This window comes from Devosia beringensis (genome assembly GCF_014926585.1).
GTDB classification, from domain to species: Bacteria; Pseudomonadota; Alphaproteobacteria; order Rhizobiales; family Devosiaceae; genus Devosia; species Devosia beringensis.
In genome coordinates this window covers 3517156-3540942 of record NZ_CP045422.1, presented here as the reverse complement: position 1 = coordinate 3540942, position 23787 = coordinate 3517156, and the positions used below count along the sequence as shown (strand labels likewise).

Here is a 23787-nt window from a genome sequence, read left to right as displayed (position 1 = left end):
GGCTTCACTTCACGAGTTGACGGATGGCGCCGTCCAGTTGGTCAAAGCGATCGATCATGGTGCTGGCCCCCACTGCGATCAGCTCGCGCGGTTCGTGATAGCCCCAGGTGACGCCGATGGTCTTGCAGCCGGCCGCCACGCCCATCTCGATATCGAAGGTGGTGTCGCCGATCATCACCGTCTGCTCCGGCCCGATGCCGGTCTCGCGCATGGCAGTTTCCAGCATGCCCGGATGCGGCTTGCTCGGATTGTGGTCGGGTGTCTGCAGCGTGGTGAAATAGTTCGACACACCGTGCAGCGCCAGCAGGCGATGGACGCCATTGAGGCCCTTGCCGGTGGCAATGCCCAACACGGCATCGTCACGGGCATTGAGCTGCTGCAGCGCCTCGATTGCGCCCGGAAACAGGCCCTCACGACCCTGGTCAGCCAGCACCGAGGCGCGGTAATGCGTGCGATAGGCCTCGACGAGGCCATCGATGAGCACTCTGTCGTCCGTCTCGGCCAGCTTCGCCATGGCGACGGGGAGAGATAGGCCGATCACCCGGCGCGACCGCTCTGGCGTCGGCTCGACCAGGCCAATGGTCCGAAACGTCGACGCCATATGCTCGGTGATCAGAGCCTCGGTATCGAGCAGCGTGCCGTCCATGTCGAACATGACAAGGATCATATGCCGTCCTCGGGGTCCCCGCTGGAATCGTAGCGGTCAGGATCAAAGCCCAGCGTTTCAAAGCTGTGCCGCATATGCGGCGGCAGCGGCGCCGACACATCGAGCCGCTCGCCATTGCGCAGCGGAATGGCAATGCGGCGGGCATGCAGGTGCAGGCCATAGCTCAGCCCCGGCGCGCCCTGCCAGTTCTCGATATTGAAATAGCGTGGATCCCCGATGATCGGCGTGCCCAGCTGCGCCATATGCACGCGCAGCTGATGCGTGCGGCCGGTGACGGGCTTGAGTGTCACCCAGGCAAAGCGCCGGCTGGCCGTATCGGTGGTCGAATAATAGCTCATCGAGTGCTGCGCGCCCGGCGTGCCATTCTTGACCACGGCCATCTGCTCGCCGTCGTCGGTCGATTGCCGCGCGAGGAAGCAGGAAATCTCGCCCTGCTGCGGATGCGGATTGCCGGCCACGATAGCCCAGTAGATCTTGCGGGCCGAGCGCGAGCGGAACACCTCGCCGAAATGGCTGGCGGCCTGCTTGGTCTTGGCCACGATCAGGCAGCCCGACGTATCGCGGTCGAGCCGGTGCACCAGGCGCGGTGGCTCGCCCTTCTTGTTGGGCAGGCTCTTGAGCATGCCGTCCAGATGCCGCTTCATCCCCGTGCCGCCCTGCACCGCCAGGCCATGCGGCTTGTTGAGCACATAGATATCGTCATCCTCGTACATGATCATGTCGCGGATGAACTGGGCATCGTCATCATTGACGGTGACGGGCTTGACTACGCCCGGATCATCGATCGGTGGAATGCGCACCACCTGACCGGGAGACAGCCGCGTGCTGGTCGTGACCTTGGCCTTGTCGACCTTGACCTCGCCATTGCGGATCAGTTTCTGCAGCCGACCAAAGCCGAGCTGGGGGAAATGGTGGGCAAACCAGCGATCGAGACGCATCCCGTCTTCGTCGCCCTCTACCTGCCGCTGTTGTACGCCACTCATGCCACGCCTCGGGTCATCAAAAGCCCGAGATAAAGCCCAATGAGGCAGAGCACAACCGACATCAGCACATATAAGCCCGCCTGCAGCAGCGCACCGCGCTCGATCAGCACGATGGTATCGAGCGAAAACGACGAAAATGTCGTGAAACCGCCCAGCACGCCGACGGCCACGAACAGGCGCAACTCGGCCTGTTGCGGCGGCATGAAGCGCGCCAACAGGCCGATCAGCACGCCCATCAGCATCGAGCCGATGATATTGACCAGCAGGGTGGCAAGCGGGAAAGACATTGGCCAGAGCCGGCCAACGAGTGACCCCATGCCATAGCGCGACATGGCGCCGATAGCGCCGCCGGCGCCGACAAGAAGGAATGGATACATCACGCCTCGCCCTTCTTGCTTGCCCGCAGGCGCTCGAAATAGTCCAGCCGCTTGCGATAGTCCCGCTCGGCGCCGCGTTCTACCGGCTCGTAAAATGTCTGCCGGCCAATGGCTTCGGGGAAATATTCCTGACCGGAAAAACCCTCGGGCGTGTCGTGGTCATAGATATAACCCTCGCCATAGCCGCTCCCCTTCATCAGCTTGGTCGGAGCATTGAGAATGACCATGGGCGGCATGGGCGAGCCGGTGGATTTGGCCACGCTGCTGGCCGCCTTGAAGGCGGTATAGACGGCGTTCGATTTGGGCGCGAGGGCCAGATAGACCACGGTCTGGGCCAATGCCAGCTCGCCCTCGGGTGAGCCCAGCATCTGGAAGGCGTCACGCGCCGCCACGGCCTGCGGCAAAGCCAGCGGATCGGCCAGGCCAATGTCTTCCACGGCCATGCGGATCAGCCGCCGCGCCAGGAACAGCGGATCCTCGCCGGCATCGAGCATGCGCGCGAAATAGTAGAGCGCCGCATCGGGATCAGAGCCGCGAATGGTCTTGTGCAGCGCCGAGATCAGATTGTAGTGGCCGTCCTGCGCCTTGTCATAGATCGGCGCCCGCCGCTGCACCACGGTGAGCAGGCCCGCCGTGTCGAGCATTTCGTCCTGCCGGGTCGAGGCCAGAACCTCCTCCACAAGGCCCAGCAGCGCCCGCCCGTCGCCATCGGCCAGCGTCAGCAGGGTCTGCCGCGCCTCGGGCTCCAGCGGCAGCGTCGCCCCCGTCAGCGCCTCGGCACGCGCCACCAGGGCCTCCAGGTCCTCCGGAGATAGGGATTCAAAACGCAGCACCTGACTGCGCGACAGCAAAGCCGCATTGAGTTCAAAGGACGGGTTTTCGGTGGTGGCGCCGACCAGCACCACCGTGCCGTCTTCCATCACCGGCAGGAAGCCGTCCTGCTGGGCGCGATTGAAGCGGTGGATTTCGTCGACGAAGAGCAGGGTCTTGTGCCCGCTCAGCCGCTCAAATCGCGCCTTCTCGAACACTTTCTTGAGGTCGGCCACGCCGGAAAACACCGCCGAGATCTGCTCGAAGCGATAGCCGATCTGATCGGCCAGCAGCCGCGCCACCGTGGTCTTGCCCGTGCCGGGCGGTCCCCACAGGATCAGCGAACCCAGCCGGCCGGAGGCGATCATGCGGCGCAGCGTGCCATTGGGTCCCAAGAGATGGCCCTGGCCGATCACCTGATCGAGCGAGCGCGGCCGCAACTGGTCGGCCAGCGGACGGGCACTGTCGTTCTCAACGACGCTTTCGGGATCGGCTGCAAAGAGGTCGGCCATGCCAGAATATCATTTCAGTAGCGGCGGGCGCCCAAAGCACATGCCGGGGAAAGTCGAGCGCCTGCTGACGCGCCCTGTCAGCAGGCAGGCCCTATCAGCGGCGCACCATCAGTCGAGGGACACAACCATGATAGACCATTCCGGCATCAGCGTAACCGATTTTGACCAGGCCAGGACCTTCTATGAACAGGCCCTGGTGCCGCTGGGTTCCCGCTTTCTCGTGCAGATCCCGCCCGAGCATACCGGCGGCGTCAAGGTCGGCGGCTTTGGCCAGGCCAGCCCCGCCTTCTGGATCACCGAGGGCGAGGCGCAGCGACCGCCCGCCCACTTCGCCTTTTCCGCCCAGACTCATGCCCAGGTCGACGCCTTCTATCAGGCCGCCATGGCCGCCGGCGGCACCGACAATGGCCCACCGGGGCTGCGGCCGCATTATCACGCCACCTACTATGCCGCTTTCGTCCGCGACCCGGACGGCAACAATATCGAAGCGGTCTGCCACGCGCCGGCATAGGCCTGCATGCAAACAGCCCGGCTTTGCCGGGCTGTAACCCGTAACTAGCCGCTGACGATACTGCGCGTGATCCGGCCATCGCGCTGCAGGATGATCTGCCAGGTCCGCACCCGCTGCGATGCGGTATCGGCAAAGGCCTTTGCGCTCTCCATCAGCACCTCGTTGAGCGAGAGGATGACATCGTCCACTTGCAGGCCCATCTGCTCGGCCGGCGAACCCGGCTCGACCGCCGTGATGATCACGCCTTGGGCGTCATAGGGCATACCCTTGGCCTCGGCGAGGGCCGGGTTGACCTGCGCGACGCTGGTGCCCCCAAACCTCGAATTGCCTGTTATCGAAGCTCTTTGGCTGTCATCGAGCACCGGCGCCGCCTCGACGGTGAAGCCAACCGGCTCGGTCACCCCGCCGCGCAACCGCTCCAGCGCGGCCACCTCCCCGATCGGCTTGGTGGCCAGCCGGAAATTGAAGCTGCTCGGATCGTTCACCGCCGTGCCGTCAACGCTGACGATCACATCGCCCGAGGCAAAGCCCGCCCGCGCCGCCGGCCCGTCGGGCGCCACCTCGGTGATCAGCGCCCCATGCGGCGCCGCCATGCCCAGGCTTGCGGCAATGTCTGCATTGACCGCCTGCAGCTTGGCCCCGAACCAGGGGCGGATGATGTCGCCGCCATTGACGCCGGCCTCGGCGACCAGCCGGGCCATATTGGCCGGAATGGCAAAGCCGATGCCGACCGAGCAGCCACTCTGCGAATAGATGGCGGTATTGATGCCCACCAGATGCCCGTCCATATCAACCAGCGCCCCGCCCGAATTGCCCGGATTGATCGCCGCATCGGTCTGGATGAAGAACTCGTAATCGGACTGTTCGACGCCGGTCCGCGCCAAGGCCGAAACGATGCCGCTGGTCACCGTCTGGCCGACGCCGAACGGATTGCCGATGGCCAGCACCAGGTCGCCGACCTCCAGGCTATCGGAATTGGCAAAGTTAATGGCCGGAAAGCGGACATCGCCGGCTTCGCGCACCCGCAGCACGGCCAGATCGGTCTGTGCGTCCTCGATCATCACGTCGACGGCAAATTCCCGGCCATCCGACAAGGCGATGCGCACATCGGTGGCGCCCTCGATGACATGGCGATTGGTCAGGATCACGCCGCCGGCCTCGACGATGACGCCCGAGCCCAGCGACTGCGACTCGCGCGGCCGGCTCTGGAACTGCTGCTGACCGAAGAAGCGGGAGAAGAACGGATCATTGGCGAAGGGGGAGACGGCCCGTTGCTCGATGCGCGTGGCATAGACATTGACCACCGAGGGCGAGACGGCCTTGACCACCGGGGCAAAGCTGAGCTTGATCTGACCATCGCTGCTCGGCACCGTCGGCGCCACTGCAACCTGTGCCAGGCCTGGCGCGTTCCAGGGGGCAAAGGCGAGTGTTCCCCCGATTGCCAGAACCATGATCGCGGCGCCCGACAGCAGCAGCCTACGCATCGACATCAATTCAACCTCCGGCCATAGTGACAAACCGGCAGATCCGGTTGGTCTGGGCGCCACGCAAGCGCCTGAAATCGGGCACGAAAATGACGTCACGCCAGTGACGCATTTGCCGCCCAAATAATCGTTTGCGCGAGGGGGCATGCGGCCCTATATGCAGCGCTCATTTTCTCGCATTCCCCAGCCCTGAAAGGCCAGTCGTCCATGACCACCGAGCCGAACCACGTTTACCCGAACACCTCCGCCCTGATCGCGGCCGAAGCCCCCGATTTTCCGGCTTTCCTGTTCTCTGAACGTGAGCTGCACAAGGCGACAAAGGTCTTTCGCAAGGGCTTTGACGGATTGCTGACCTATGCGGTGAAGTGCAACCCCTCCCCGCACATCATCGCCCAGCTGCATCGCGAAGGTTTGAAGGCCTTCGACGTGGCCTCCAATACCGAGATGGAACTGGTGCGTGACAATGCACCGGGCGCGGCGATGCACTACAACAACCCCATCAAGAACAAGCGCGAGATCGCCCGCGCCTATGAAGAGTTCGGCGTCCGCTCCTTCACCATCGATCACCCCCAGCAGCTCGATCAGCTCGCTGCCGTGGTCTCGCCCTCGCGCGACGTGGAAGTAACCACCCGCTTCAAGGCCGGCAAGGCCCTCAAGTCCTATGACTTCGGCATCAAGTTCGGCGTCATGGAACAGGGTGCCGCCGAGATCGTCACCATGGTCGAGCAGATGGGCTACACGCCCAGCCTCTGCTTCCATGTCGGCAGCCAGTGCGAAGACGCCTACGCCTATGAGCGCCACATCGCCGCGGCCGCCCGCATCGTCGAGGAATCCGGCATCGAGCTCAAGCGCCTCAATATCGGCGGCGGCTATCCGGCCCCCTACCCGACCAGCGAAGCCCCGCCGATGGACTACTATTTCGAGACCATCGGCACCGCCGTCAACGACCATTTCGGCGACAAGCGCAAGCCCGAGCTGATCATCGAGCCCGGCCGCGCCCTGGTGACCTCGTCCACTTCGCTGCTGCTGCGCGTCAAGCATCAGCGCGGCGGCCAGTCGGTCTATGTCAATGACGGCGCCTATGGCAGCCTGATGGAAGTCAAGTTCATGCACTTCACCCCGCCGGTCCGCGTCTGGCGCGGCGCCCGCGTGCATGACAATGATCAGGAATTCTCTGACTTCACCATCTGGGGCCCGACCTGCGACAGCTATGACGTGCTGCCCCAGGTCTTCACCCTGCCGGCCGATATTGACGAGGACGACTGGATCGAGTTCGGCCTGATGGGCGCCTATACCCAGGCCTCGTTGACCCCCTTCAACGGCTTTGACCGCCGCGACCAGTTCTATGTCGAGGAAGCCTATACCGGCAAAGACCAGCAGCCAGAATAATCCGGCTCATCCCACACGCCTTGATCCCCGCTTCGGCGGGGATTTTCGTCTCTACCCTCTGGCCTTTTCCACCCCGATCCACCCCCATATCGGAACTGAAAATGCACCCCATCCCGCCTTTGGCCGATCTCGGCCGCCGTATCATGGTCACCGGCCCCAGCAATGCCGGCAAGTCCACGCTCGCCGAAGCCATCGGCGTCAGGCTGGGTCTCCCACCCATCCATCTCGACCAGTTCAGCCACCTGCCCGGCACTGACTGGCAGCCGCGCGATATCGCCGAATTCCATGCCCTGCATGATGCCGCCATTCTGCAGGAAGAATGGGTAATGGACGGCAATTACTCTGCCATCATGCCGCAGCGCTTTGCCCGTGCCACCGGGGTCATCGTCATCGATGACCACTTTGTCAGGCGTTATGCCCGCTACTTCCGCCGCACCTTGTTCCAGCCGAACCGGGTTGGCGGCCTGGACGGAGGGCGGGACAGTGTCAAATGGGCGATGATCGCCTGGATCTGGAAGACGCGCGACGCCAGCAAATACCGGCGCATGGCGGCCAGCAGCGGCCTTCCCGTAGTCAGCTGCCGCTCGATGGGCGAACTGGACCAGCTCTACCGGGCCTGGTCGCTGCCGCGTCCCGGCCAGCCCGGCTAGACGGCTCCCGCCAGGGTCACCCTGCCGAAGCGGATCAGGCTCTCGGCCGCAGCGACAATGGCCTCCCGGCTGGAGATCAGGCGGCCGCCCAGCAAGGCCTCGGCCTTGACGCGGTCATAGTGCTTTTCGTGGCCCAGCTCATGCACATAGCCACCCAGCGGCCCCCCAAAGGCCGCCGACAGACGGATGCGCCAATCGGGCAGGATATCCATGCTGACGGGCCACTCTGGAAAGGCTGCGGCCAGAATGAAGGCCATGTGGCTGAAGCTGACATAGTCCGACGCCGCCAGATAGCGCTGGCCGATGCTGTCCTCCTTGTGCAGAGCCGCCACCAGCAGGGCAGCCACATCGCGCACATCGACCACCGAGACGCCATTGCCGGGCAGCCTGGGGCGCGACCCATCCAGCAGCCAGCCAATCAGCTGCAGCGACGCACTGACATCGCCATCAAGCGCCAGCCCGAGGATAAGTCCGGGATGGACCGTCGTCAGCTCCACCCCCTCCTGGCGGGCATAAGCCCAGGCACCCCGCTCCGCCCTGGTCGCCGCCACGACAGCCGCCCCCGGCCGCCGCATCGCATCCAGATTGGTATAATCATCCGCAGTAAAATCGCGCACGCCCACCAGCGGCCCATGGCCATAGGCTACAGCGGCCACCGAGGACGTCATGACGATCCGCTTGACCCCGGCCAGCGTGGCAAAGCGGAGTACCCGCTCGGTGCCCTCCACGGCCGGCCCGATGATGCGTTGGGGATTGTCCGGCTCGCCCGCCAGGACAACGCCGGCGGCATGGATGATGGCGTCGATGCGCAGCATCGCCCGCAGCCAGCCATTGTCCAGCAGCAGGTTGAGTTTGACGAAGCTGAGCCGGTACAGCACGTCCTCGCCCAACTGGGCCGTCACCGCCTGGCGCACTGCCTCGGCCTTGTCCTCGGAGCGGATGGCGGCACGCACCGTGAAGCCGGCGCGCAGCAGTTCGACCACGGTCCACTTGCCGACAAATCCGCTCGCACCCGTCACCAAAATCTGGCCGGTCCGCATGTCAGGCCTCCATGCAAACAAAAGACGGCCACGGAGTGAACCGCAGCCGCCTTGAAAAGTCTATGCGAGACAGAAGCTTATGCGGCTTCGTACTCGTCGTCCTCACGGACCTGCACAGGGCCGCTGTCGAGGCCCTTGGCATTGACGTCGCGATCGACGAACTCGATGATCGCCAGCGGGGCATTGTCGCCGTAGCGGAAGCCAGCCTTCATGATGCGGATATAGCCGCCCTGGCGTTCCTTGTAGCGCGGGCCAAGCACGGCAAAGAGCTTGGCAACCTGACCCTCGTCGCGCATCTGCGCGATGGCCTGGCGACGCGCGTGCAGATCGCCGCGCTTGCCCAGGGTGATCAGCTTCTCGACGATCGGACGCAGGTCCTTGGCCTTGGGAAGCGTTGTCAGGATCTGCTCGTGCTTGATCAGCGCGGCCGACATATTGGCGAACATTGCCTTGCGGTGGCTGGCAGTCCGGTTGAGTTTGCGACCTGAATTACCGTGGCGCATGGTTGTCTCCTAAAGTGCTTGGCAGCGCGCGATCAATAATGATCTTCATAACGCTTGGCGAGGTCATCGATATTCTCGGGTGGCCAGTTGGCAACGTCCATTCCGAGATGAAGCCCCATCTGTGCCAGGACTTCCTTGATTTCGTTGAGCGACTTGCGGCCGAAATTGGGCGTCCGCAGCATCTCGGCTTCTGTCTTCTGGATCAGGTCGCCGATATAGACGATGTTGTCGTTCTTCAGGCAATTGGCCGAACGAACCGACAGTTCGAGCTCGTCGACCTTCTTGAGCAGCGCCGGGTTGAAAGCCAGTTCAGGAACCGAATCCTGGGCCTTTTCCTTGCTGGGCTCTTCGAAGTTCACGAATACCGACAGCTGGTCCTGGAGGATGCGCGCGGCATAGGCCAGTGCATCTTCCGGCGACACGGCGCCATTGGTCTCGATCTGCAGGGTCAGCTTGTCCTTGTCCAGGCTTTCGCCGGCACGGGTAGCATCGACCTTGTAGCTCACGCGACGAACCGGCGAGAACAGCGCATCGACCGGAATATAGCCGATCGGTGCATCTTCGGGACGGTTCTTTTCAGCGGCAACATAACCCTTGCCGGTGTCGACGGTAAACTCGATATTGATTTCGGCGCCGTCATCGAGATGGCAGATGACCAGCTCGGGGTTCAGCACTTCAATGTCGCCGGTGACCTTGATGTCGCCGGCGGTCACGGCACCCGGACCCTGCTTGGACAGAGCGAGGCGCTTTGGGCCCTCGCCGCCCATGTTCAATGCGATTTCCTTCACATTGAGCACAAGGTCGGTAATGTCTTCACGCACGCCCGGAAGCGAGGAGAATTCATGCAGGATGCCGTCAATCTGGATTGCGGTAACTGCCGCGCCCTGAAGCGACGACAGCAGCACACGACGAAGAGCGTTACCCAGGGTAAGCCCGTAACCGCGCTCAAGCGGCTCGGCAACTACCGAGGCCACGCGCGCGTTGTCGCTGCCCGAAACAATCTCCAGCTTGGTCGGCTTGATCAGTTCTTGCCAGTTCCTCTGGATCGTCACGGTTATGTCCTTTCAAAATCGCGGCTCCAGCCCGAGCCGCTCCGCCGCAAACGCAATAAGACTCCCGGCCCATTCAATCGGCCGGGAGCTCTCTAAACGGTCTAGATTAGACGCGGCGCCGCTTGCGCGGGCGGCAGCCATTGTGCGGGATCGAGGTGACGTCACGGATCGAGGTGACGTTGAAGCCGGCAGCCTGCAGCGCGCGGAGCGCCGATTCACGGCCTGAACCGGGACCACGCACTTCGACCTCAAGGGTCTTCATGCCGTGTTCCTGGGCCTTCTTGGCAGCGTCTTCAGCGGCAACCTGGGCTGCATAAGGGGTCGACTTGCGCGAACCCTTGAAACCCATGACGCCCGAAGAGGACCACGAAATCGTGTTGCCCTGCATGTCAGCGATGGTGATCATGGTGTTGTTGAACGAAGCGTTCACGTGGGCAACGCCCGAGGTGATGTTCTTGCGTTCCTTGCGCTTGACGCGCGTGGTCTCAGTCTTAGCCATGTAATTCCTCTAATCCGATATCAGCGCTGCCGTTAGCCCTAGATGGCCCCGGCAGCTACATCGAAGAACCCGATCGAACGGGTTCTTACTTCTTCTTGCCGGCGATTGCCTTGGCCGGACCCTTGCGGGTGCGGGCATTGGTGTGGGTCCGCTGACCGCGCACGGGAAGACCGCGACGGTGGCGCAGGCCACGATAGTTGCCGAGATCCATCAGGCGCTTAATGTTCATCGCAACGTTGCGACGAAGATCACCTTCCACGACATAGTCGCGGTCGATGGCTTCACGGATCTGGATGACTTCCGCGTCGGTAAGTTCGTTCACACGACGCTCAACCGGAATGCCAACCTTGGTGCAGATATCCAGGGCGAACTTTTCGCCGATCCCATGGATATACTGCAACGCGATGACAACGCGCTTGTTCGTCGGGATATTGACGCCAGCGATACGAGCCACGTCTGCTCTCCTTATTCAGCGCGAACCATCACGGCTGGCGCCATTAAACAACAAGGGACCGGAATCCGACCCCCAACATTCTGGAGAACCGAATCCAGCCCAATAATCCATGAGACTGAAGCGGTTCTTTAAGGGCTCGATTCCGCGGAGTCAACCGCCAAGTCAAGCCCAAACTTTAGTGATCAATCGACGCCTTGATCGCGGCCGTGACTTCATCGACCGGCGCCATGCCGTCAACGGTCCTGATCAGACCCTTGTCGGAATAGTAGGCAACCAGTGGCGCCGTCTGGTCCTGATAGACACCGAGCCGCTTGCGCAGCACGTCTTCGTTGTCGTCAGTCCTGGCTCCGCCTGATTCCTTGGCCCGCTGTATAACACGGCGCACCAGTTCGTCAGCATCGGCCTTGATCTCGATGACCGCATCGAGCTTTGCGCCCTTGTCGAGCAGCATCCTGTCGAGGGCTTCCGCCTGCGCGATGGTGCGCGGGAAGCCGTCGAGGATGAACCCCGGCTTGCAATCGTCGGCGTCAAGACGCTCTGACACGATGCCGTTGACGATGGCATCGCTTACCAGATCGCCACGATCCACGATCGCCTTGGCCTCGATCCCCAGGGGGGTCTTGGCCGCAATAGCCGAGCGAAGGATGTCACCAGTGGACAGCTGGGGGATGCCGTAGGCGTCGACCAGAATCTTGGCCTGCGTCCCCTTCCCTGCGCCTGGTGGTCCAAGCAGAATCAACCTCATCGACGCTTGCCTCCTCCAAGACGGGACTTCTTGACCAGCCCCTCATATTGCTGGGCGATCAGATGGCTCTGGATCTGGCTGACCGTATCGAGGGTCACCGTCACCATGATCAGCAGCGACGTGCCACCGATAAACTGGCTGACTGCCAGCTGGTTGTGCACGATCTCGGGGATCAATGCCACCACCGTGAGGTATAGCGCACCCACGACAGTAATGCGCGTCAGCACATAGTCGATATGCTGGGCGGTCCGCTCACCCGGACGGATGCCCGGGATGAAGCCGCCGGAGCGCTTGAGATTGTCCGCCGTCTCGGTCGGATTGAACACGATCGCCGTATAGAAGAAGGCGAAGAAGATGATGAAGAAGGCAAACAGCGCCAGGTAGAGCGGCTGACCGCGTCCCAGCAGGGCTGTGACCACCTGCAGCCACTGCGGGGCATCACCCTGGGCCGCGAACGACGCAATGGTCGCCGGCAGCAGCAGCAGCGACGAGCCGAAAATCACCGGGATAACACCGGCGGTGTTCAGCTTGAGCGGCAGATGAGAGGTATCACCCTGGAACATCTTGTTGCCGACCTGGCGCTTTGGATACTGGATCAGCAGCCGGCGCTGGGCACGTTCAAAGAACACGATGGCGGCAATCACCACGAGCGCCAGCAGCAGGATGCCGAACGCGGCAATCCCGGGCAGAGCCCCGGTCCGGCTCAGCTCGAGCGTCTGCACCACGGTCAGCGGCAGATTGGCCACGATACCGGCAAAGATGATCAGCGAAATGCCGTTGCCGACACCGCGCGAGGTAATCTGCTCGCCCAGCCACATCAGGAACATCGTGCCACCCACCAGGGTGATGACGGTCGAGACGCGGAAGAACCAGCCTGGATTGAGCACGACGCCCTGGCTGGCCTCAAGCCCGACGGCAACGCCATAGGCCTGCACGGCGCAGAACACGACGGCCAGGTAGCGGGTGTACTGGTTCATCTTGCGACGACCCGATTCACCCTCTTTCTTGAGGGCCTCGAGGCGCGGCGACGCCGTCGCCACAACCTGCACCACGATGGACGCGGTAATATAGGGAATAAGGTTCAGCGCAAAGATCGCCATACGCTCCACGGCACCACCGGCGAACATGTTGAACATGCCGAGGATGCCCTGCTCTGACTGCGCGAACGTCGCGGCGAAAGCATCCGGATCAATGCCCGGCAGCGGAATGAAAGTACCCAGCCGATAGACAAGCAGCGCCCCCAGTGTGAACCAGATGCGCTGCTGCAGGGCTTTCGCCTTGGCAAAGGTCGAGAAATTGAGATTACGTGCCAGCTGTTCGGCTGCGGACGCCATGTATCGCTCCCTATGGCTTCAAGGCCAGGTGCGCTCGGAACGCTTTGGGAGCGAGACCAAGGCCCGTCCCTAACGCAACAAACCAAAAAAAGGCGCACCCGACCGCTCGACCGGGTGCGCCATGCCGATGATTAACCGGCGTATGGAGTCTTCTTCCAAGGCGCCTTGGCCGGAATTACGTCGACCTTGCCGCCAGCAGCTTCAACAGCAGCCAGAGCACCCTTGGTCGCGTAGTTCACCTTGAAGGTAACCTTCTTGGAGGTCAGGCCGGCCGAACCGATGAGACGGATGCCATCCTTGGCGCGCCGGATCACGCGGGCAGCGATCAGTGCGTCAGCGTCGATCACCGCAGTGATGTCGAGCTTGCCGGAGTCGATATAGGCCTGCACGCGGTCAATGCGGACTTCATTCCAATCCTTAGGATTGAAAGAGTTGAAGCCACGCTTTGGCATACGCATGTGAAGGGGCATCTGGCCGCCTTCAAAGCCGTTGATGGCAACGCCGGAGCGCGCCGTCTGGCCCTTGCCGCCACGACCGCCGGTCTTGCCCTTGCCAGAGCCGATACCGCGACCAATACGCATCCGGGGCTTGTTGGCGCCGGGATTATCGCGCAGTTCGTTCAGTTGGGTCATCAGTCAGACCTTCTCTCTTACTCGCCGACGACGCGGACGAGGTGCGGCAGCTTGTTGATCATGCCGCGCACTTCAGGCGTGTCGAGCAGCTCGCGCTGCTTGTTCATCTTGTTGAGCCCGAGACCGATCAAGGTCGCACGCTGCACTTTGTCACGACGGATCGGGGAGCCGATCTGCTTGACGATAAGGGTCTTCTTCTCAGCCATGATATTCTCCTATCAAGCTTCGACCGCGGTCTCGCCGCGGCGAGCCTGCAGTTCCGAAACCTTGAGGCCACGGCGGGAAGCAACCGAGCGTGGGCTGTCGACGCGCTTGAGCGCATCGAAGGTAGCCCGCACCATGTTGTACGGATTGGCAGTGCCCTGCGACTTGGCAACGATATCGTTGATGCCAAGCGTTTCGAACACAGCGCGCATCGGACCGCCGGCAATGATGCCGGTACCGGGCTCGGCAGCACGCAGGATGACCTTGCCGGCGCCGTGGCGACCCTGCACGTCGTGGTGCAGCGTACGCGCATCGCGCAGCGGCACGCGGATCATCGTGCGCTTTGCAGCTTCGGTTGCCTTGCGGATGGCTTCCGGCACTTCGCGGGCCTTGCCGTGACCAAAGCCAACGCGGCCCTTCTGGTCACCGACCACCACGAGCGCTGCGAAGCCGAAACGACGGCCGCCCTTGACCACTTTAGCCACACGGTTGATGTGGACCAGGCGATCGACGAATTCGCTGTCGCGTTCTTGAACGTCTCTCATAATTCTCTTTCCTCGCCGTGTTCTAGAACTGCAGGCCGCCCTCACGGGCAGCGTCTGCAAGGGCCTTCACACGGCCATGATAGATATAGGCGCCGCGATCAAAGATCACGTCGGCAATGCCGGCCTTGGTACCGCGCTCGGCGATCAGCTTGCCGATCGTTGCAGCTGCAGCGGCGGTAGCGCCGTTCTTGACCGAAGCCTTGACGTCCTTGTCGAGCGTCGATGCGGCAGCCAGCGTACGGCCTGTCGTATCGTCGATGATCTGGGCGTAGATATTCTTGTCCGAGCGGAAAACGCTGAGACGGGGACGACCGAAGGCACGAGCCTTGAGCGCCTTGCGGACACGAGCCTTGCGGCGGTCCGCACCTTTTGCACTGATAGCCATTGCAGGCGCTCCTTACTTCTTCTTGCCTTCTTTGCGGAAGACGAACTCGCCAGCATAGCGAACGCCCTTGCCCTTGTAGGGCTCTGGCTTGCGCCATGCGCGGATCTCAGCCGCCGCCTGGCCCACAGCCTGCTTGTCGATGCCGGTGATGACGATTTCCGTCGGCACCGGGACAGCCAGCGTGATTCCCTTGGGGGCTTCGTAGATCACTTCGTGGCTGAAACCAAGCGACAGCTTCACATCCTTGCCCTGCAGTGCGGCGCGATAACCCACGCCCTGGATCGCCAGCTTCTTCTCGAAGCCGGCAGAAACACCGGTGACCATGTTCTGGATCAGTGCACGGGTAGTGCCCCAGGCGGCGCGCGCGAAGCGCGTGTCATTGGCCGGAGTAATCACGACGCCATCGGCGCCATTCTCGGCATTCACGACATCCATGAGCACAATGCTCATCTCGCCCTTCGGACCCTTGACGCTGACGGTACGACCATCGATCGTAACCGTAACGCCGCTTACCGGTGCAACCGGTTGTTTGCCAGTACGTGACATTCTAACTTCTACCTTTGAGTAATCGTCTTACCGCGTCTCTTAGAAGACGCGGCAGAGTACCTCGCCACCAACATTGGCAGCCTTGGCTTCGTGGTCGGCCATCACACCCTTGGGGGTGGAGAGGATCGAGACACCAAGACCATTGGCAACCTGCGGAATATTCTTGACCGACGCATAGACGCGACGGCCAGGACGCGAAACGCGTTCGATCGTGCGGATAACGGACTCGTTATCCGAGTACTTCAGCTCGATTTCGTATTCGGCTGCACCGTTCTCGAACTTGGTCTCCGAATAGCCGCGGATAAAACCCTCGGACTGGAGCACATCCAGCACGCGACCGCGAAGGGTCGATGCCGGTGTCGAAACGGAATTCTTGCGACGCATCTGGGCGTTGCGGATACGGGTCAGCATGTCGCCGATTGGATCGGAAAAGCTCATCTTCGGTTCTCCTTACCAGCTCGACTTGACGAGGCCCGGGATCAGACCCAGGTTGCCAAGCTGACGCAGAGCAATACGGCTCAGCTTGAGTTTGCGATAGAAACCGCGGGGACGACCCGAGACTTCACAACGGTTGCGGATGCGGACCTTGGCCGAATTGCGCGGCAGTTCGGCCAGCTTGAGCTGGGCCGCAAAACGCTGATCCGGTGCGATCGTCTGATCCTTGGTCGCAGCCTTCAGGGCAGCACGCTTTGCAGCATACTGCTTGACGAGGGCACGACGCTTGTCGTTCTTTTCGATGGAGCTGGTCTTTGCCATATCCTGATCCTTTTTCCCTTCCCTATCCGCTTACGTGCGGAATGGGAAGTTGAATGCCTTGAGCAGCGCACGCGCTTCGTCATCGGTCTTGGCCGTCGTGGCAACCACGATGTCCATACCCCAAACCTGATCGATCTGATCATAGTTGATTTCGGGGAAGATGATGTGCTCTTTGATGCCCAGTGCGTAGTTGCCATTGCCATCAAACGAATTGGGGTTCAGCCCGCGGAAGTCACGTACGCGTGGCAGTGCAATGTTCACCAGGCGATCAAGAAACTCATACATACGAGTCTTGCGCAGCGTGACCTTCACGCCCAGCGGCATTTCTTCACGAACCTTGAAGCCGGCGATCGACTTGCGAGCGTAAGTGATAACCGGCTTTTGGCCAGAAATCCGTTCCATCTCGGCAGCAGCCGACTTGACCTTCTTGGTATCGTTGACGGCTTCGCCGACACCCATATTCAGAACGATCTTGTCCAGGCGTGGCAATTGCATCACGTTCTTGTAGCCGAACTGCTCGAGCAGAGCGGCCTTGATCGTGGTGTCATATTCGGTCCGCAGGCGCGGCGTATAAGCGGTCTCAGCCATCGATCGAATCTCCGGTCGATTTTGCGACGCGCGTCTTCACGCCGTCCTTGATCTGGAAACCGACGCGGCTGGGCTTGCCATCCTTGTCGGCGATCGCGAGGTTCGACAGATGGATCGGCGCTTCCTTGGTGAAGATGCCGGCATCGGTCGACGCGGTCTGCTTGGTGTGGCGCTTGACCAGGTTAATACCCTGGACCAGTGCCTTCGTTTCGGTCGGGATAACCGACAGGACCTGGCCAGTTTTGCCTTTGTCCTTGCCAGTCAGGACGACGACCTTGTCGCCCTTCTTGATCTTGGCAGCCATTACAGCACCTCAGGTGCGAGCGAAATGATCTTCATGTGGTTCTTGGCGCGAAGCTCGCGCGGAACCGGCCCGAAGATACGAGTGCCGATCGGCTCTTTCTGATTGTTGATCAGAACCGCGGCGTTCTTGTCGAAACGGATCACGGTGCCATCGGGACGGCGAATGTCGAACGCGGTGCGAACGACCACGGCCTTCATGACCTGGCCCTTCTTCACACGACCGCGCGGAATGGCATCCTTGACCGAGACGACGATGATGTCGCCAACGGAAGCATACTTGCGGTGCGAACCGCCAAGCACCTTGATGCACATGACTCGCTTGGCGCCGGAATTGTCGGCGACGTCGAGATTGGACTGCATCTGGATCATGGCGTCACGCCTTCCTGCTGAACCGAACCAACAACAAGCGTCCAGCGCTTGTTCTTGGAAATCGGCGCACATTCCTCGATCTGAACGATCTGGCCGATCTTGGCCAGATTGGCCTCGTCATGGGCCTGATACTTCTTGGACCGACGCACGGTCTTCTTCATAACCGGATGCGTGAAACGGCGCTCGACGCGCACCACGACCGTCTTATCATTGGCGTCGGAGACAACTGTCCCCTGCAATACGCGCTTTGGCATGGTCGCGGCTCCTTACTTCGCTGCGTTCTTTTCGGCCAGGATCGTCTTGATCCGCGCGATATCGCGGCGGACCTTCTTGACCTCGGTCGGCTTTTCCAGCTGCTGGGTAGCACGCTGGAAACGCAGGTTGAACTGTTCTTTCTTCAGGCCGACGAGCTGGTCTTTCAGTTCGTCTGCGGTCTTGCTCCGCACATCACTGGCTTTCATGCTCATCGTCCTTAATCAGCAATGCGGGTAACGACCCGCGTCATGATCGGGAGCTTCATCGCGCCGAGGCGCAGAGCTTCCTTGGCGACGTCCTCGGGGACGCCGTCGATCTCGAATACAATACGACCGGGCTTGACGCGAGCGGCCCAGAATTCAACAGAACCCTTGCCCTTACCCATACGAACTTCGGTCGGCTTCTTGGTGACGGGCACGTCCGGGAAAATCCGGATCCACACCCTGCCCTGGCGCTTCATCTCGCGGGTGATCGCGCGGCGAGCCGCTTCGATCTGGCGAGCGGTAACGCGCTCAGGCTCGGTCGCCTTCAAGGCATACTGGCCAAATGCCAGGTCGGTACCGCCCTTGGCAACGCCATGGATACGACCCTTGTGGGTCTTGCGGAACTTCGTCTTCTTAGGTTGCAGCATAATGAACTAACCTTCTTATGCGCGTTCGCGATCGCGGTCACCGCGATCAGGGCGGGGACCACGTTCACTGCGTTCTTGACGCTGACCGCCGTCATTGCCTTCGGTAGCGCGACGTTCGTGCGCGGACGGATCATGCTCAAGGACTTCGCCCTTGAAGACCCAGACCTTGATACCGATGATGCCATAGGTGGTCTTGGCTTCAGCCGTACCGTAGTCGATGTCGGCACGCAGCGTGTGCAGCGGAACGCGACCTTCGCGGTACCATTCAGTACGCGCAATGTCGGCGCCGCCGAGACGGCCGCCCACGTTCACGCGGATGCCACCGGCGCCCATGCGGATCGAGGTCTGCACGGCACGCTTCATGGCACGACGGAAGGCCACGCGGCGTTCCAGCTGCTGGGCAATGCCCTGGGCAACCAGCGTCGCGTCGGTTTCCGGCTTGCGCACTTCAACGATGTTGATGTGCACTTCGCTGTCGGTGAACTTCTTCACCTTGGCGCGGATCTTGTCGATGTCGGCGCCCTTCTTGCCAATCACTATGCCCGGACGGGCAGTGTGAATGGAGACGCGGCACTTGCGATGCGGACGCTCGATGACGATCTTGGACACCGCAGCGGCCTTGAGGTCTTCCAGCAGCATGGTCCGGATCTTCAGATCTTCCTGAAGCAGGTTACCATAGTCGCTCTTGTTGGCGTACCAGCGACTGTCCCAGGTGCGATTGATGCCCAGGCGGAAGCCGATTGGATTGATCTTCTGGCCCATTATGCGGCCTCCTCAACTTGCCGGACGACGATCGTCAGATGCGCGAATGGCTTCTGGATCTGCGAAGACCGGCCACGACCGCGAGCGGTGAAGCGCTTCATGACCAGCGAATTACCAACAAAGGCTTCGGCAACGACGAGAGCGTCGGTATCGAGACCATGGTTGTTCTCGGCGTTCGCGATGGCGCTTTCCAGCACCTTCTTGACCTGGCCGGAGATGCGCTTGTGGCTGAATTCGAGATCGGCAAGAGCCTTCTCGACCTTCTTGCCACGGATCAACTGCGCGACGAGGTTCAGCTTCTGAGGGCTGATGCGCAGCATGCGCAGAACAGCCTTAGCCTCGTTGTCCTTGAGAGCGCGCTCAGTTTTTGGCTTGCCCATCTTACTTCCTCTTGGCCTTCTTGTCGGCAGCGTGACCGTAATAGGTACGGGTCGGTGCAAACTCGCCGAACTTGTGGCCGATCATGTCTTCGGTGACGTTGACCGGAACGTGCTTCTGGCCATTGTGAACGCCGAACGTAACGCCGACGAACTGTGGCAGGATGGTCGAACGGCGGCTCCAGATCTTGATCACATCGTTGCGACCAGACGCGAGGGCCTTCTCGGCCTTCTTGAGCATGTAGCCGTCGACAAACGGCCCCTTCCAGATTGAACGGGTCATGGCTTACCTGCCCTTCTTCACGTGACGGCTGCGAACAATGAACTTGTCCGTGGCCTTGTTGCTGCGGGTCTTCTTGCCCTTGGTGGGCTTACCCCAAGGCGTAACCGGATGACGGCCACCTGAAGTACGGCCTTCACCACCACCATGCGGGTGATCAACAGGGTTCATGGTCACGCCGCGGTTGACCGGCTTGCGGCCGAGCCAACGCGAACGACCGGCCTTGCCGAGCGAAGTGTTCGAGTGATCCTGGTTCGAAACAGAACCCACGGTTGCAAGGCAGGTGCCGTGCACGCGGCGCTGTTCGCCAGACTTCAGGCGAAGGATCGCCCAACCCTGGTCACGACCGACATACTGGGCATAAGCACCAGCCGAACGGGCAACCTGGCCACCCTTGCGGGGCTTGAGCTCGATATTGTGCACGATCGTACCGACCGGCATGTTCTCGAGCGGCATCGCATTTCCTGGCTTGACGTCAACCGTACCGGCCGACGAGATCACCTTGTCGCCTGCACCCAGACGCTGTGGTGCAACGATATAGGCGAGTTCGCCGTCTTCGTACTTCACCAGAGCGATCCAAGCCGTACGGTTGGGATCGTATTCCAGGCGCTCGATCGTACCAACCATGTCGAACTTGACACGCTTGAAATCGATCATGCGATAGGTGCGCTTATGACCGCCACCACGATGGAAGGCAGTGATGCGACCGCGATTGTTACGGCCACCGGACTTGGAGAGGCCTTCGGTCAAAGTCTTGACCGGCTTGCCCTTCCAGAGTTCCGAACGGTCGGTCGTCACGAGCTGACGGCGGCCGGGGGACGTAGGATTGTAAGTCTTAAGAGCCATTTTTCTGTCTCTTCCCTTAGAGGCCGGTCGAAATGTCGATCGACTGGCCGTCGACGAGGGTAACGATCGCCTTCTTGACGTCGTTGCGCGTGCCAACCTTGCCACGGAAGCGCTTCACCTTGCCCTTGCGGACCAGGGTATTCACTGCCTTGACCTTGACCGAGAACAACTGCTCGACGGCAGCCTTGATATCGGTCTTGTTGGCATCAATCGCCACGTCGAAAACGACCTGGTTATGTTCGGAGGCCATGGTCGACTTTTCAGTCACGACCGGGTTCCGGACGATGTCGTAAGCGCTGAGCTTGTTCATGCGAACCTCGCTTCCAGCGCTTCAAGCGCTGCCTTGGTCAGGACGAGCTTGTCGCGCTTGAGGATCGACACAACGTTGATCCCCTGCACTGGCAGCACGTCGATATGCGGGATGTTGCGAGCGGCCAGAACGAAGTTCTGGTCGACAACTGCACCATCGATGATCAGCGCATTGGTCCAGGCCAGCTTGCCGAACGTGGCCAGCAGACCGGCCGTCTTGTTGTCCTTCTGGGAAACGCTATCGACGATGATGAGCGAGCCAGACTTGATCTTGGACGACAGGGCATGCTTGAGCGCCAGTGCACGGACCTTCTTGGGAAGATCAATGGCATGGCTGCGCGGGGTCGGACCGAATGCACGACCACCACCACGGAACTGGGGAGCCTTGCGATCGCCGTGACGCGCACCGCCGCCACCCTTCTGCTTGCCGAACTTCTTGCCCGTGCGAACACCTTCCGAACGATTTTTCACATCGTGCGTGCCGGACATTGCCTTGAGCTGCTGGTAGCGAACCATGCGGTGCAGGATGTCCTGGCGGACTTCCAGACCGAAGACGTCGTCAGCAAGCTGGATATTGCCAGCAGCTTTGCCGTCGAGGGTTGTGACCTTGAGTTCCATTTAGTTACCTTCCCCCGCAACTTCAGCGGCGGCCTTGAAAGAGCCCGGGAAAGCAGCGCCCTGAGGGGCTGGCTTCTTCACCGCGTCCTTGATCATGATCCATGCGCCCTTGGAGCCTGGAACCGAACCCTGGATCATGATCAAACCGCGCTCGACATCGGTCTTGACGACCTTGACGTTCTGCGTGGTGATGCGACGATCGCCCATGTGGCCCGGCATCTTCTTGCCCTTGAAGGTCTTACCCGGGTCCTGACGACCACCGGTAGAACCGATCGAACGGTGCGAAACCGACACACCATGCGAAGCACGCAGGCCGCCGAAGTTCCAGCGCTTCATGCCGCCGGCGAAACCCTTACCGATCGAGGTACCGGTGACGTCCACCAGCTGGCCCGTGACGAAATGGTCTGCCTGCAACGTAGCGCCGACCTCGATGAGGTTGGCTTCGTCGACGCGGAATTCCGCGACGTGGCGCTTTGGCTCAACCTTGGCGACGGCGAAAATGCCGCGCTCGGCCTTGCTGGTGTTCTTCGCCTTGGCCTGGCCCGAGCCAAGCTGCAATGCGACGTAGCCGTCCTTGTCAGCCGTCCGCTGGCCTACCACCTGGCAGTTCTGCAGACTCAGCACGGTCACTGGAACGTGCGAGCCGTCCTCAGCGAAAATGCGGGTCATGCCCAGCTTCTGTGCGATCAATCCAGAACGCATCGGTTATTACCTTCTCTCTTGGCGCCGTACCGGGTCATGGTTTCAGAGGACCCTGTTATTTGGTAGGCGCGGAAACTTCTTGTTTTAGAGCTTGATTTCGACGTCAACGCCGGCGGCGAGATCGAGCTTCATCAGCGCATCAACCGTCTGAGGCGTCGGGTCCACAATGTCCAGAAGACGCTTGTGTGTCCGAATCTCGAACTGCTCACGCGACTTCTTGTCGATGTGGGGCGAGCGGTTCACGGTAAACTTGTCGATTCGCGTCGGCAGCGGAATGGGACCGCGAACCTGCGCGCCTGTCCGCTTGGCCGTCGAGACGATCTCACGCGTCGATGCGTCGAGAACGCGATGGTCAAACGCCTTGAGGCGAATGCGAATATTCTGACCGTTCATCTTGTAAATCCTGACGAAAATGGATCGCGGCGCGCATTAATCGCGCGCCGCGAATGTCTCAATGAGGCTTACTTCAGGATCTTCGCGACCACGCCGGCGCCGACGGTGCGGCCACCTTCACGGATAGCAAAGCGAAGCTTTTCTTCCATGGCGATCGGAACGATCAGCTGAACGTTCATATTGATGTTGTCACCTGGCATAACCATTTCCGTGCCTTCTGGCAGGGTAACGATGCCCGTCACGTCCGTGGTACGGAAGTAGAACTGCGGACGATAGTTGCCGAAGAACGGGGTGTGACGACCGCCTTCTTCCTTGGTGAGGATATAGGCCTCAGCAACGAAGTCGGTGTGTGGGGTCACGGAGCCGGGCTTGCACAGAACCTGACCGCGCTCAACCTGAGTACGATCGATACCACGGATCAGGGCGCCAACGTTGTCGCCAGCCTGGCCCGAATCGAGCAGCTTGCGGAACATTTCGACACCGGTAACGGTGGTCTTCTGGGTTGCCTTGATGCCGACGATTTCGACTTCTTCGCCAACCTTGACGATGCCACGCTCGACACGACCGGTAACCACGGTGCCGCGGCCCGAGATCGAGAACACGTCTTCGATCGGGAGCAGGAACGGCTGGTCAATCGGACGCTCTGGCTGTGGGATATAGCTATCCACGGCAGCCATCAGTTCGAGAATGGCGTCGTGGCCAAGCTTGCGATCGCTGTCTTCGAGAGCGGCCAGAGCCGAACCCTTGACGACGGGGATGTCATCGCCGGGATACTCATAGGACGACAGCAGTTCGCGAACTTCGAGCTCGACGAGCTCGAGCAGCTCGGGATCGTCGACCATGTCGCACTTGTTCAGGAACACGACCAGGGCGGGAACGCCAACCTGACGGGCGAGCAGGATGTGCTCACGGGTCTGGGGCATCGGGCCGTCGGCAGCCGACACGACCAGGATCGCGCCGTCCATCTGGGCAGCGCCGGTGATCATGTTCTTCACATAGTCGGCGTGGCCTGGGCAGTCGACGTGAGCGTAGTGACGGTTAGCCGTCTCATACTCAACGTGAGCAGTGTTGATGGTGATCCCGCGTGCCTTCTCTTCAGGCGCAGCATCGATGTCCGCGTAGTTCTTGAACACAGCGCCGCCGGTCTCGGCCAGGATCTTGGTGATCGCAGCTGTCAGCGAGGTCTTGCCATGGTCAACGTGACCAATGGTGCCGATGTTGCAGTGAGGCTTATTGCGGGAAAACTTTTCCTTGCCCATCGCTTCTCTCCGTATTC

General features: G+C 61.2%; 37 protein-coding genes. 3 read left to right on the top strand and 34 right to left on the bottom strand.

The window, feature by feature from the left end; translation table 11 throughout:
- Positions 1–4: 4 nt before the first annotated feature.
- Genes GDR53_RS17250 through GDR53_RS17235 form a run of 4 tightly spaced genes read right to left on the bottom strand, consistent with a single transcriptional unit; the run spans position 5 to position 3349 of the window.
- A complete protein-coding gene (locus GDR53_RS17250) occupies positions 5–667 on the bottom strand; it encodes an HAD-IA family hydrolase (protein ID WP_193335660.1) in 663 nt (220 codons plus the stop codon).
- Complete coding sequence (locus tag GDR53_RS17245; protein WP_193335659.1) at positions 664–1650, bottom strand: RluA family pseudouridine synthase; 987 nt, start codon at positions 1648–1650, stop codon at positions 664–666. Before GDR53_RS17245 ends, GDR53_RS17250 begins: the two co-directional genes overlap by 4 nt.
- A complete protein-coding gene (gene crcB / locus GDR53_RS17240) occupies positions 1647–2027 on the bottom strand; it encodes a fluoride efflux transporter CrcB (protein WP_193338151.1) in 381 nt (126 codons plus the stop codon). The genes GDR53_RS17245 and crcB overlap by 4 nt, the downstream gene beginning before the upstream one ends.
- Positions 2027–3349, bottom strand: a complete 1323-nt coding sequence (locus GDR53_RS17235) for a replication-associated recombination protein A (protein WP_193335658.1) — start codon at positions 3347–3349, stop codon at positions 2027–2029. Before GDR53_RS17235 ends, crcB begins: the two co-directional genes overlap by 1 nt.
- Before the next feature lie 127 nt (positions 3350–3476).
- On the opposite strand from GDR53_RS17235, the gene GDR53_RS17230 reads away from it, so the two are divergent.
- The gene (locus GDR53_RS17230) at positions 3477–3860 is read left to right on the top strand and encodes a VOC family protein (protein WP_193335657.1); all 384 of its coding nucleotides are present in this window, start codon (positions 3477–3479) and stop codon (positions 3858–3860) included.
- Between the two features lie 44 nt (positions 3861–3904).
- Here the strand turns inward: GDR53_RS17230 and GDR53_RS17225 are convergent, their stop codons facing one another.
- Positions 3905–5350 (bottom strand): Do family serine endopeptidase, encoded by a 1446-nt coding sequence (locus GDR53_RS17225; protein WP_193335656.1) that lies wholly within the window; start codon positions 5348–5350, stop codon positions 3905–3907.
- Between the two features lie 201 nt (positions 5351–5551).
- Here GDR53_RS17225 and GDR53_RS17220 point away from each other — a divergent pair, with 201 nt between their 5' ends.
- Positions 5552–6733, top strand: coding sequence for a type III PLP-dependent enzyme domain-containing protein (locus tag GDR53_RS17220; protein WP_193335655.1), 1182 nt, complete (start codon positions 5552–5554; stop codon positions 6731–6733).
- A 101-nt stretch (positions 6734–6834) separates the two neighbouring features.
- Positions 6835–7383 (top strand): P-loop NTPase family protein, encoded by a 549-nt coding sequence (locus GDR53_RS17215; protein ID WP_193335654.1) that lies wholly within the window; start codon positions 6835–6837, stop codon positions 7381–7383.
- On the opposite strand, the gene GDR53_RS17210 is transcribed toward GDR53_RS17215, so the two are convergent.
- The 29 genes from GDR53_RS17210 to tuf all read right to left on the bottom strand — a co-directional run bounded on the left by GDR53_RS17210 (position 7380) and on the right by tuf (position 23770).
- On the bottom strand, positions 7380–8423 hold the full coding sequence (locus GDR53_RS17210; protein WP_193335653.1) for an NAD-dependent epimerase/dehydratase family protein: 1044 nt from the start codon (positions 8421–8423) through the stop codon (positions 7380–7382). The two genes, GDR53_RS17215 and GDR53_RS17210, sit on opposite strands and share 4 nt — an antisense overlap.
- Before the next feature lie 77 nt (positions 8424–8500).
- Positions 8501–8926 (bottom strand): 50S ribosomal protein L17, encoded by a 426-nt coding sequence (rplQ, locus tag GDR53_RS17205; RefSeq protein ID WP_193335652.1) that lies wholly within the window; start codon positions 8924–8926, stop codon positions 8501–8503.
- Between the two features lie 32 nt (positions 8927–8958).
- Positions 8959–9984, bottom strand: a complete 1026-nt coding sequence (locus tag GDR53_RS17200) for a DNA-directed RNA polymerase subunit alpha (protein ID WP_232846842.1) — start codon at positions 9982–9984, stop codon at positions 8959–8961.
- A 100-nt stretch (positions 9985–10084) separates the two neighbouring features.
- Positions 10085–10477 (bottom strand): 30S ribosomal protein S11, encoded by a 393-nt coding sequence (gene rpsK / locus GDR53_RS17195; RefSeq protein ID WP_035102656.1) that lies wholly within the window; start codon positions 10475–10477, stop codon positions 10085–10087.
- Positions 10478–10562: 85 nt separating this feature from the next.
- A complete protein-coding gene (gene rpsM / locus GDR53_RS17190) occupies positions 10563–10931 on the bottom strand; it encodes a 30S ribosomal protein S13 (RefSeq protein ID WP_193335650.1) in 369 nt (122 codons plus the stop codon).
- A 175-nt stretch (positions 10932–11106) separates the two neighbouring features.
- Positions 11107–11676, bottom strand: coding sequence for an adenylate kinase (locus tag GDR53_RS17185; RefSeq protein ID WP_193335649.1), 570 nt, complete (start codon positions 11674–11676; stop codon positions 11107–11109).
- Entirely contained in the window at positions 11673–13010 is a 1338-nt protein-coding gene (gene secY, locus GDR53_RS17180) for a preprotein translocase subunit SecY (RefSeq protein WP_193335648.1), read from the bottom strand. Before secY ends, GDR53_RS17185 begins: the two co-directional genes overlap by 4 nt.
- 131 nt (positions 13011–13141) lie before the next feature.
- A complete protein-coding gene (gene rplO / locus GDR53_RS17175) occupies positions 13142–13642 on the bottom strand; it encodes a 50S ribosomal protein L15 (protein ID WP_193335647.1) in 501 nt (166 codons plus the stop codon).
- A gap of 17 nt (positions 13643–13659) precedes the next feature.
- The gene (rpmD, locus tag GDR53_RS17170; RefSeq protein WP_193335646.1) at positions 13660–13848 is read right to left on the bottom strand and encodes a 50S ribosomal protein L30; all 189 of its coding nucleotides are present in this window, start codon (positions 13846–13848) and stop codon (positions 13660–13662) included.
- 12 nt (positions 13849–13860) lie between these two features.
- Complete coding sequence (gene rpsE, locus GDR53_RS17165; RefSeq protein WP_193335645.1) at positions 13861–14391, bottom strand: 30S ribosomal protein S5; 531 nt, start codon at positions 14389–14391, stop codon at positions 13861–13863.
- A 22-nt stretch (positions 14392–14413) separates the two neighbouring features.
- Complete coding sequence (gene rplR / locus GDR53_RS17160) at positions 14414–14776, bottom strand: 50S ribosomal protein L18 (RefSeq protein WP_193335644.1); 363 nt, start codon at positions 14774–14776, stop codon at positions 14414–14416.
- A 12-nt stretch (positions 14777–14788) separates the two neighbouring features.
- Entirely contained in the window at positions 14789–15322 is a 534-nt protein-coding gene (gene rplF / locus GDR53_RS17155) for a 50S ribosomal protein L6 (protein WP_193335643.1), read from the bottom strand.
- Between the two features lie 39 nt (positions 15323–15361).
- On the bottom strand, positions 15362–15760 hold the full coding sequence (gene rpsH, locus GDR53_RS17150; RefSeq protein ID WP_193335642.1) for a 30S ribosomal protein S8: 399 nt from the start codon (positions 15758–15760) through the stop codon (positions 15362–15364).
- A 12-nt stretch (positions 15761–15772) separates the two neighbouring features.
- A complete protein-coding gene (gene rpsN / locus GDR53_RS17145; RefSeq protein ID WP_193335641.1) occupies positions 15773–16078 on the bottom strand; it encodes a 30S ribosomal protein S14 in 306 nt (101 codons plus the stop codon).
- Between the two features lie 30 nt (positions 16079–16108).
- Complete coding sequence (gene rplE / locus GDR53_RS17140) at positions 16109–16666, bottom strand: 50S ribosomal protein L5 (RefSeq protein ID WP_193335640.1); 558 nt, start codon at positions 16664–16666, stop codon at positions 16109–16111.
- The gene (rplX, locus tag GDR53_RS17135) at positions 16659–16970 is read right to left on the bottom strand and encodes a 50S ribosomal protein L24 (protein WP_193335639.1); all 312 of its coding nucleotides are present in this window, start codon (positions 16968–16970) and stop codon (positions 16659–16661) included. The genes rplE and rplX overlap by 8 nt, the downstream gene beginning before the upstream one ends.
- Entirely contained in the window at positions 16970–17338 is a 369-nt protein-coding gene (gene rplN / locus GDR53_RS17130) for a 50S ribosomal protein L14 (protein ID WP_046138380.1), read from the bottom strand. The genes rplX and rplN overlap by 1 nt, the downstream gene beginning before the upstream one ends.
- A complete protein-coding gene (rpsQ, locus tag GDR53_RS17125; protein WP_193335638.1) occupies positions 17335–17592 on the bottom strand; it encodes a 30S ribosomal protein S17 in 258 nt (85 codons plus the stop codon). Before rpsQ ends, rplN begins: the two co-directional genes overlap by 4 nt.
- 12 nt (positions 17593–17604) lie before the next feature.
- A complete protein-coding gene (rpmC, locus tag GDR53_RS17120) occupies positions 17605–17799 on the bottom strand; it encodes a 50S ribosomal protein L29 (protein ID WP_108459098.1) in 195 nt (64 codons plus the stop codon).
- Positions 17800–17810: 11 nt separating this feature from the next.
- Positions 17811–18224, bottom strand: coding sequence for a 50S ribosomal protein L16 (gene rplP / locus GDR53_RS17115; RefSeq protein ID WP_193335637.1), 414 nt, complete (start codon positions 18222–18224; stop codon positions 17811–17813).
- A 15-nt stretch (positions 18225–18239) separates the two neighbouring features.
- A complete protein-coding gene (rpsC, locus tag GDR53_RS17110; RefSeq protein WP_193335636.1) occupies positions 18240–18986 on the bottom strand; it encodes a 30S ribosomal protein S3 in 747 nt (248 codons plus the stop codon).
- The gene (rplV, locus tag GDR53_RS17105) at positions 18986–19366 is read right to left on the bottom strand and encodes a 50S ribosomal protein L22 (RefSeq protein ID WP_193335635.1); all 381 of its coding nucleotides are present in this window, start codon (positions 19364–19366) and stop codon (positions 18986–18988) included. Before rplV ends, rpsC begins: the two co-directional genes overlap by 1 nt.
- A gap of 1 nt (position 19367) precedes the next feature.
- On the bottom strand, positions 19368–19646 hold the full coding sequence (gene rpsS / locus GDR53_RS17100) for a 30S ribosomal protein S19 (RefSeq protein WP_193335634.1): 279 nt from the start codon (positions 19644–19646) through the stop codon (positions 19368–19370).
- 3 nt (positions 19647–19649) lie between these two features.
- Positions 19650–20489, bottom strand: a complete 840-nt coding sequence (gene rplB / locus GDR53_RS17095) for a 50S ribosomal protein L2 (RefSeq protein ID WP_193335633.1) — start codon at positions 20487–20489, stop codon at positions 19650–19652.
- 16 nt (positions 20490–20505) lie between these two features.
- The gene (locus tag GDR53_RS17090; RefSeq protein WP_193335632.1) at positions 20506–20799 is read right to left on the bottom strand and encodes a 50S ribosomal protein L23; all 294 of its coding nucleotides are present in this window, start codon (positions 20797–20799) and stop codon (positions 20506–20508) included.
- On the bottom strand, positions 20796–21416 hold the full coding sequence (gene rplD / locus GDR53_RS17085; protein ID WP_193335631.1) for a 50S ribosomal protein L4: 621 nt from the start codon (positions 21414–21416) through the stop codon (positions 20796–20798). Before rplD ends, GDR53_RS17090 begins: the two co-directional genes overlap by 4 nt.
- A complete protein-coding gene (rplC, locus tag GDR53_RS17080; RefSeq protein ID WP_193335630.1) occupies positions 21417–22118 on the bottom strand; it encodes a 50S ribosomal protein L3 in 702 nt (233 codons plus the stop codon).
- An 84-nt stretch (positions 22119–22202) separates the two neighbouring features.
- The gene (gene rpsJ / locus GDR53_RS17075) at positions 22203–22511 is read right to left on the bottom strand and encodes a 30S ribosomal protein S10 (protein WP_056232628.1); all 309 of its coding nucleotides are present in this window, start codon (positions 22509–22511) and stop codon (positions 22203–22205) included.
- A gap of 68 nt (positions 22512–22579) precedes the next feature.
- The gene (tuf, locus tag GDR53_RS17070; RefSeq protein WP_193335629.1) at positions 22580–23770 is read right to left on the bottom strand and encodes an elongation factor Tu; all 1191 of its coding nucleotides are present in this window, start codon (positions 23768–23770) and stop codon (positions 22580–22582) included.
- Positions 23771–23787 lie beyond the last annotated feature (17 nt).

Excerpts from the sequence above, each read along its gene's own strand:
- rpmD (WP_193335646.1), bottom strand. The coding sequence starts at position 13,848 with ATGGCTGAGAAGAAGACCCTTATCGTCAAGCAGATCGGCTCCCCGATC.
- GDR53_RS17090 (WP_193335632.1), bottom strand. The coding sequence starts at position 20,799 with ATGAACAAGCTCAGCGCTTACGACATCGTCCGGAACCCGGTCGTGACT.
- rpsN (WP_193335641.1), bottom strand. The coding sequence starts at position 16,078 with ATGGCAAAGACCAGCTCCATCGAAAAGAACGACAAGCGTCGTGCCCTC.
- GDR53_RS17245 (WP_193335659.1), bottom strand. The coding sequence starts at position 1,650 with ATGAGTGGCGTACAACAGCGGCAGGTAGAGGGCGACGAAGACGGGATG.
- rplR (WP_193335644.1), bottom strand. The coding sequence starts at position 14,776 with ATGGCTATCAGTGCAAAAGGTGCGGACCGCCGCAAGGCTCGTGTCCGC.
- rpmC (WP_108459098.1), bottom strand. The coding sequence starts at position 17,799 with ATGAAAGCCAGTGATGTGCGGAGCAAGACCGCAGACGAACTGAAAGAC.
- rplE (WP_193335640.1), bottom strand. The coding sequence starts at position 16,666 with ATGGCTGAGACCGCTTATACGCCGCGCCTGCGGACCGAATATGACACC.
- crcB (WP_193338151.1), bottom strand. The coding sequence starts at position 2,027 with ATGTATCCATTCCTTCTTGTCGGCGCCGGCGGCGCTATCGGCGCCATG.
- tuf (WP_193335629.1), bottom strand. The coding sequence starts at position 23,770 with ATGGGCAAGGAAAAGTTTTCCCGCAATAAGCCTCACTGCAACATCGGC.
- GDR53_RS17230 (WP_193335657.1), top strand. The coding sequence starts at position 3,477 with ATGATAGACCATTCCGGCATCAGCGTAACCGATTTTGACCAGGCCAGG.
- GDR53_RS17185 (WP_193335649.1), bottom strand. The coding sequence starts at position 11,676 with ATGAGGTTGATTCTGCTTGGACCACCAGGCGCAGGGAAGGGGACGCAG.
- rpsK (WP_035102656.1), bottom strand. The coding sequence starts at position 10,477 with ATGGCTAAGACTGAGACCACGCGCGTCAAGCGCAAGGAACGCAAGAAC.
- rpsH (WP_193335642.1), bottom strand. The coding sequence starts at position 15,760 with ATGAGCTTTTCCGATCCAATCGGCGACATGCTGACCCGTATCCGCAAC.
- GDR53_RS17225 (WP_193335656.1), bottom strand. The coding sequence starts at position 5,350 with ATGTCGATGCGTAGGCTGCTGCTGTCGGGCGCCGCGATCATGGTTCTG.
- GDR53_RS17220 (WP_193335655.1), top strand. The coding sequence starts at position 5,552 with ATGACCACCGAGCCGAACCACGTTTACCCGAACACCTCCGCCCTGATC.
- rpsE (WP_193335645.1), bottom strand. The coding sequence starts at position 14,391 with ATGAGAGACGTTCAAGAACGCGACAGCGAATTCGTCGATCGCCTGGTC.
- rpsC (WP_193335636.1), bottom strand. The coding sequence starts at position 18,986 with ATGGGCCAGAAGATCAATCCAATCGGCTTCCGCCTGGGCATCAATCGC.
- rplC (WP_193335630.1), bottom strand. The coding sequence starts at position 22,118 with ATGCGTTCTGGATTGATCGCACAGAAGCTGGGCATGACCCGCATTTTC.
- GDR53_RS17210 (WP_193335653.1), bottom strand. The coding sequence starts at position 8,423 with ATGCGGACCGGCCAGATTTTGGTGACGGGTGCGAGCGGATTTGTCGGC.
- rpsJ (WP_056232628.1), bottom strand. The coding sequence starts at position 22,511 with ATGAACGGTCAGAATATTCGCATTCGCCTCAAGGCGTTTGACCATCGC.
- GDR53_RS17235 (WP_193335658.1), bottom strand. The coding sequence starts at position 3,349 with ATGGCCGACCTCTTTGCAGCCGATCCCGAAAGCGTCGTTGAGAACGAC.
- rplP (WP_193335637.1), bottom strand. The coding sequence starts at position 18,224 with ATGCTGCAACCTAAGAAGACGAAGTTCCGCAAGACCCACAAGGGTCGT.
- rplB (WP_193335633.1), bottom strand. The coding sequence starts at position 20,489 with ATGGCTCTTAAGACTTACAATCCTACGTCCCCCGGCCGCCGTCAGCTC.
- GDR53_RS17215 (WP_193335654.1), top strand. The coding sequence starts at position 6,835 with ATGCACCCCATCCCGCCTTTGGCCGATCTCGGCCGCCGTATCATGGTC.
- rplO (WP_193335647.1), bottom strand. The coding sequence starts at position 13,642 with ATGACCCAACTGAACGAACTGCGCGATAATCCCGGCGCCAACAAGCCC.
- GDR53_RS17250 (WP_193335660.1), bottom strand. The coding sequence starts at position 667 with ATGATCCTTGTCATGTTCGACATGGACGGCACGCTGCTCGATACCGAG.
- rplF (WP_193335643.1), bottom strand. The coding sequence starts at position 15,322 with ATGTCACGTACTGGCAAACAACCGGTTGCACCGGTAAGCGGCGTTACG.
- rplD (WP_193335631.1), bottom strand. The coding sequence starts at position 21,416 with ATGGAACTCAAGGTCACAACCCTCGACGGCAAAGCTGCTGGCAATATC.
- rplN (WP_046138380.1), bottom strand. The coding sequence starts at position 17,338 with ATGATCCAGATGCAGTCCAATCTCGACGTCGCCGACAATTCCGGCGCC.
- rplQ (WP_193335652.1), bottom strand. The coding sequence starts at position 8,926 with ATGCGCCACGGTAATTCAGGTCGCAAACTCAACCGGACTGCCAGCCAC.
- rplV (WP_193335635.1), bottom strand. The coding sequence starts at position 19,366 with ATGGGCAAGCCAAAAACTGAGCGCGCTCTCAAGGACAACGAGGCTAAG.
- rplX (WP_193335639.1), bottom strand. The coding sequence starts at position 16,970 with ATGGCTGCCAAGATCAAGAAGGGCGACAAGGTCGTCGTCCTGACTGGC.
- rpsQ (WP_193335638.1), bottom strand. The coding sequence starts at position 17,592 with ATGCCAAAGCGCGTATTGCAGGGGACAGTTGTCTCCGACGCCAATGAT.
- rpsS (WP_193335634.1), bottom strand. The coding sequence starts at position 19,646 with ATGACCCGTTCAATCTGGAAGGGGCCGTTTGTCGACGGCTACATGCTC.
- secY (WP_193335648.1), bottom strand. The coding sequence starts at position 13,010 with ATGGCGTCCGCAGCCGAACAGCTGGCACGTAATCTCAATTTCTCGACC.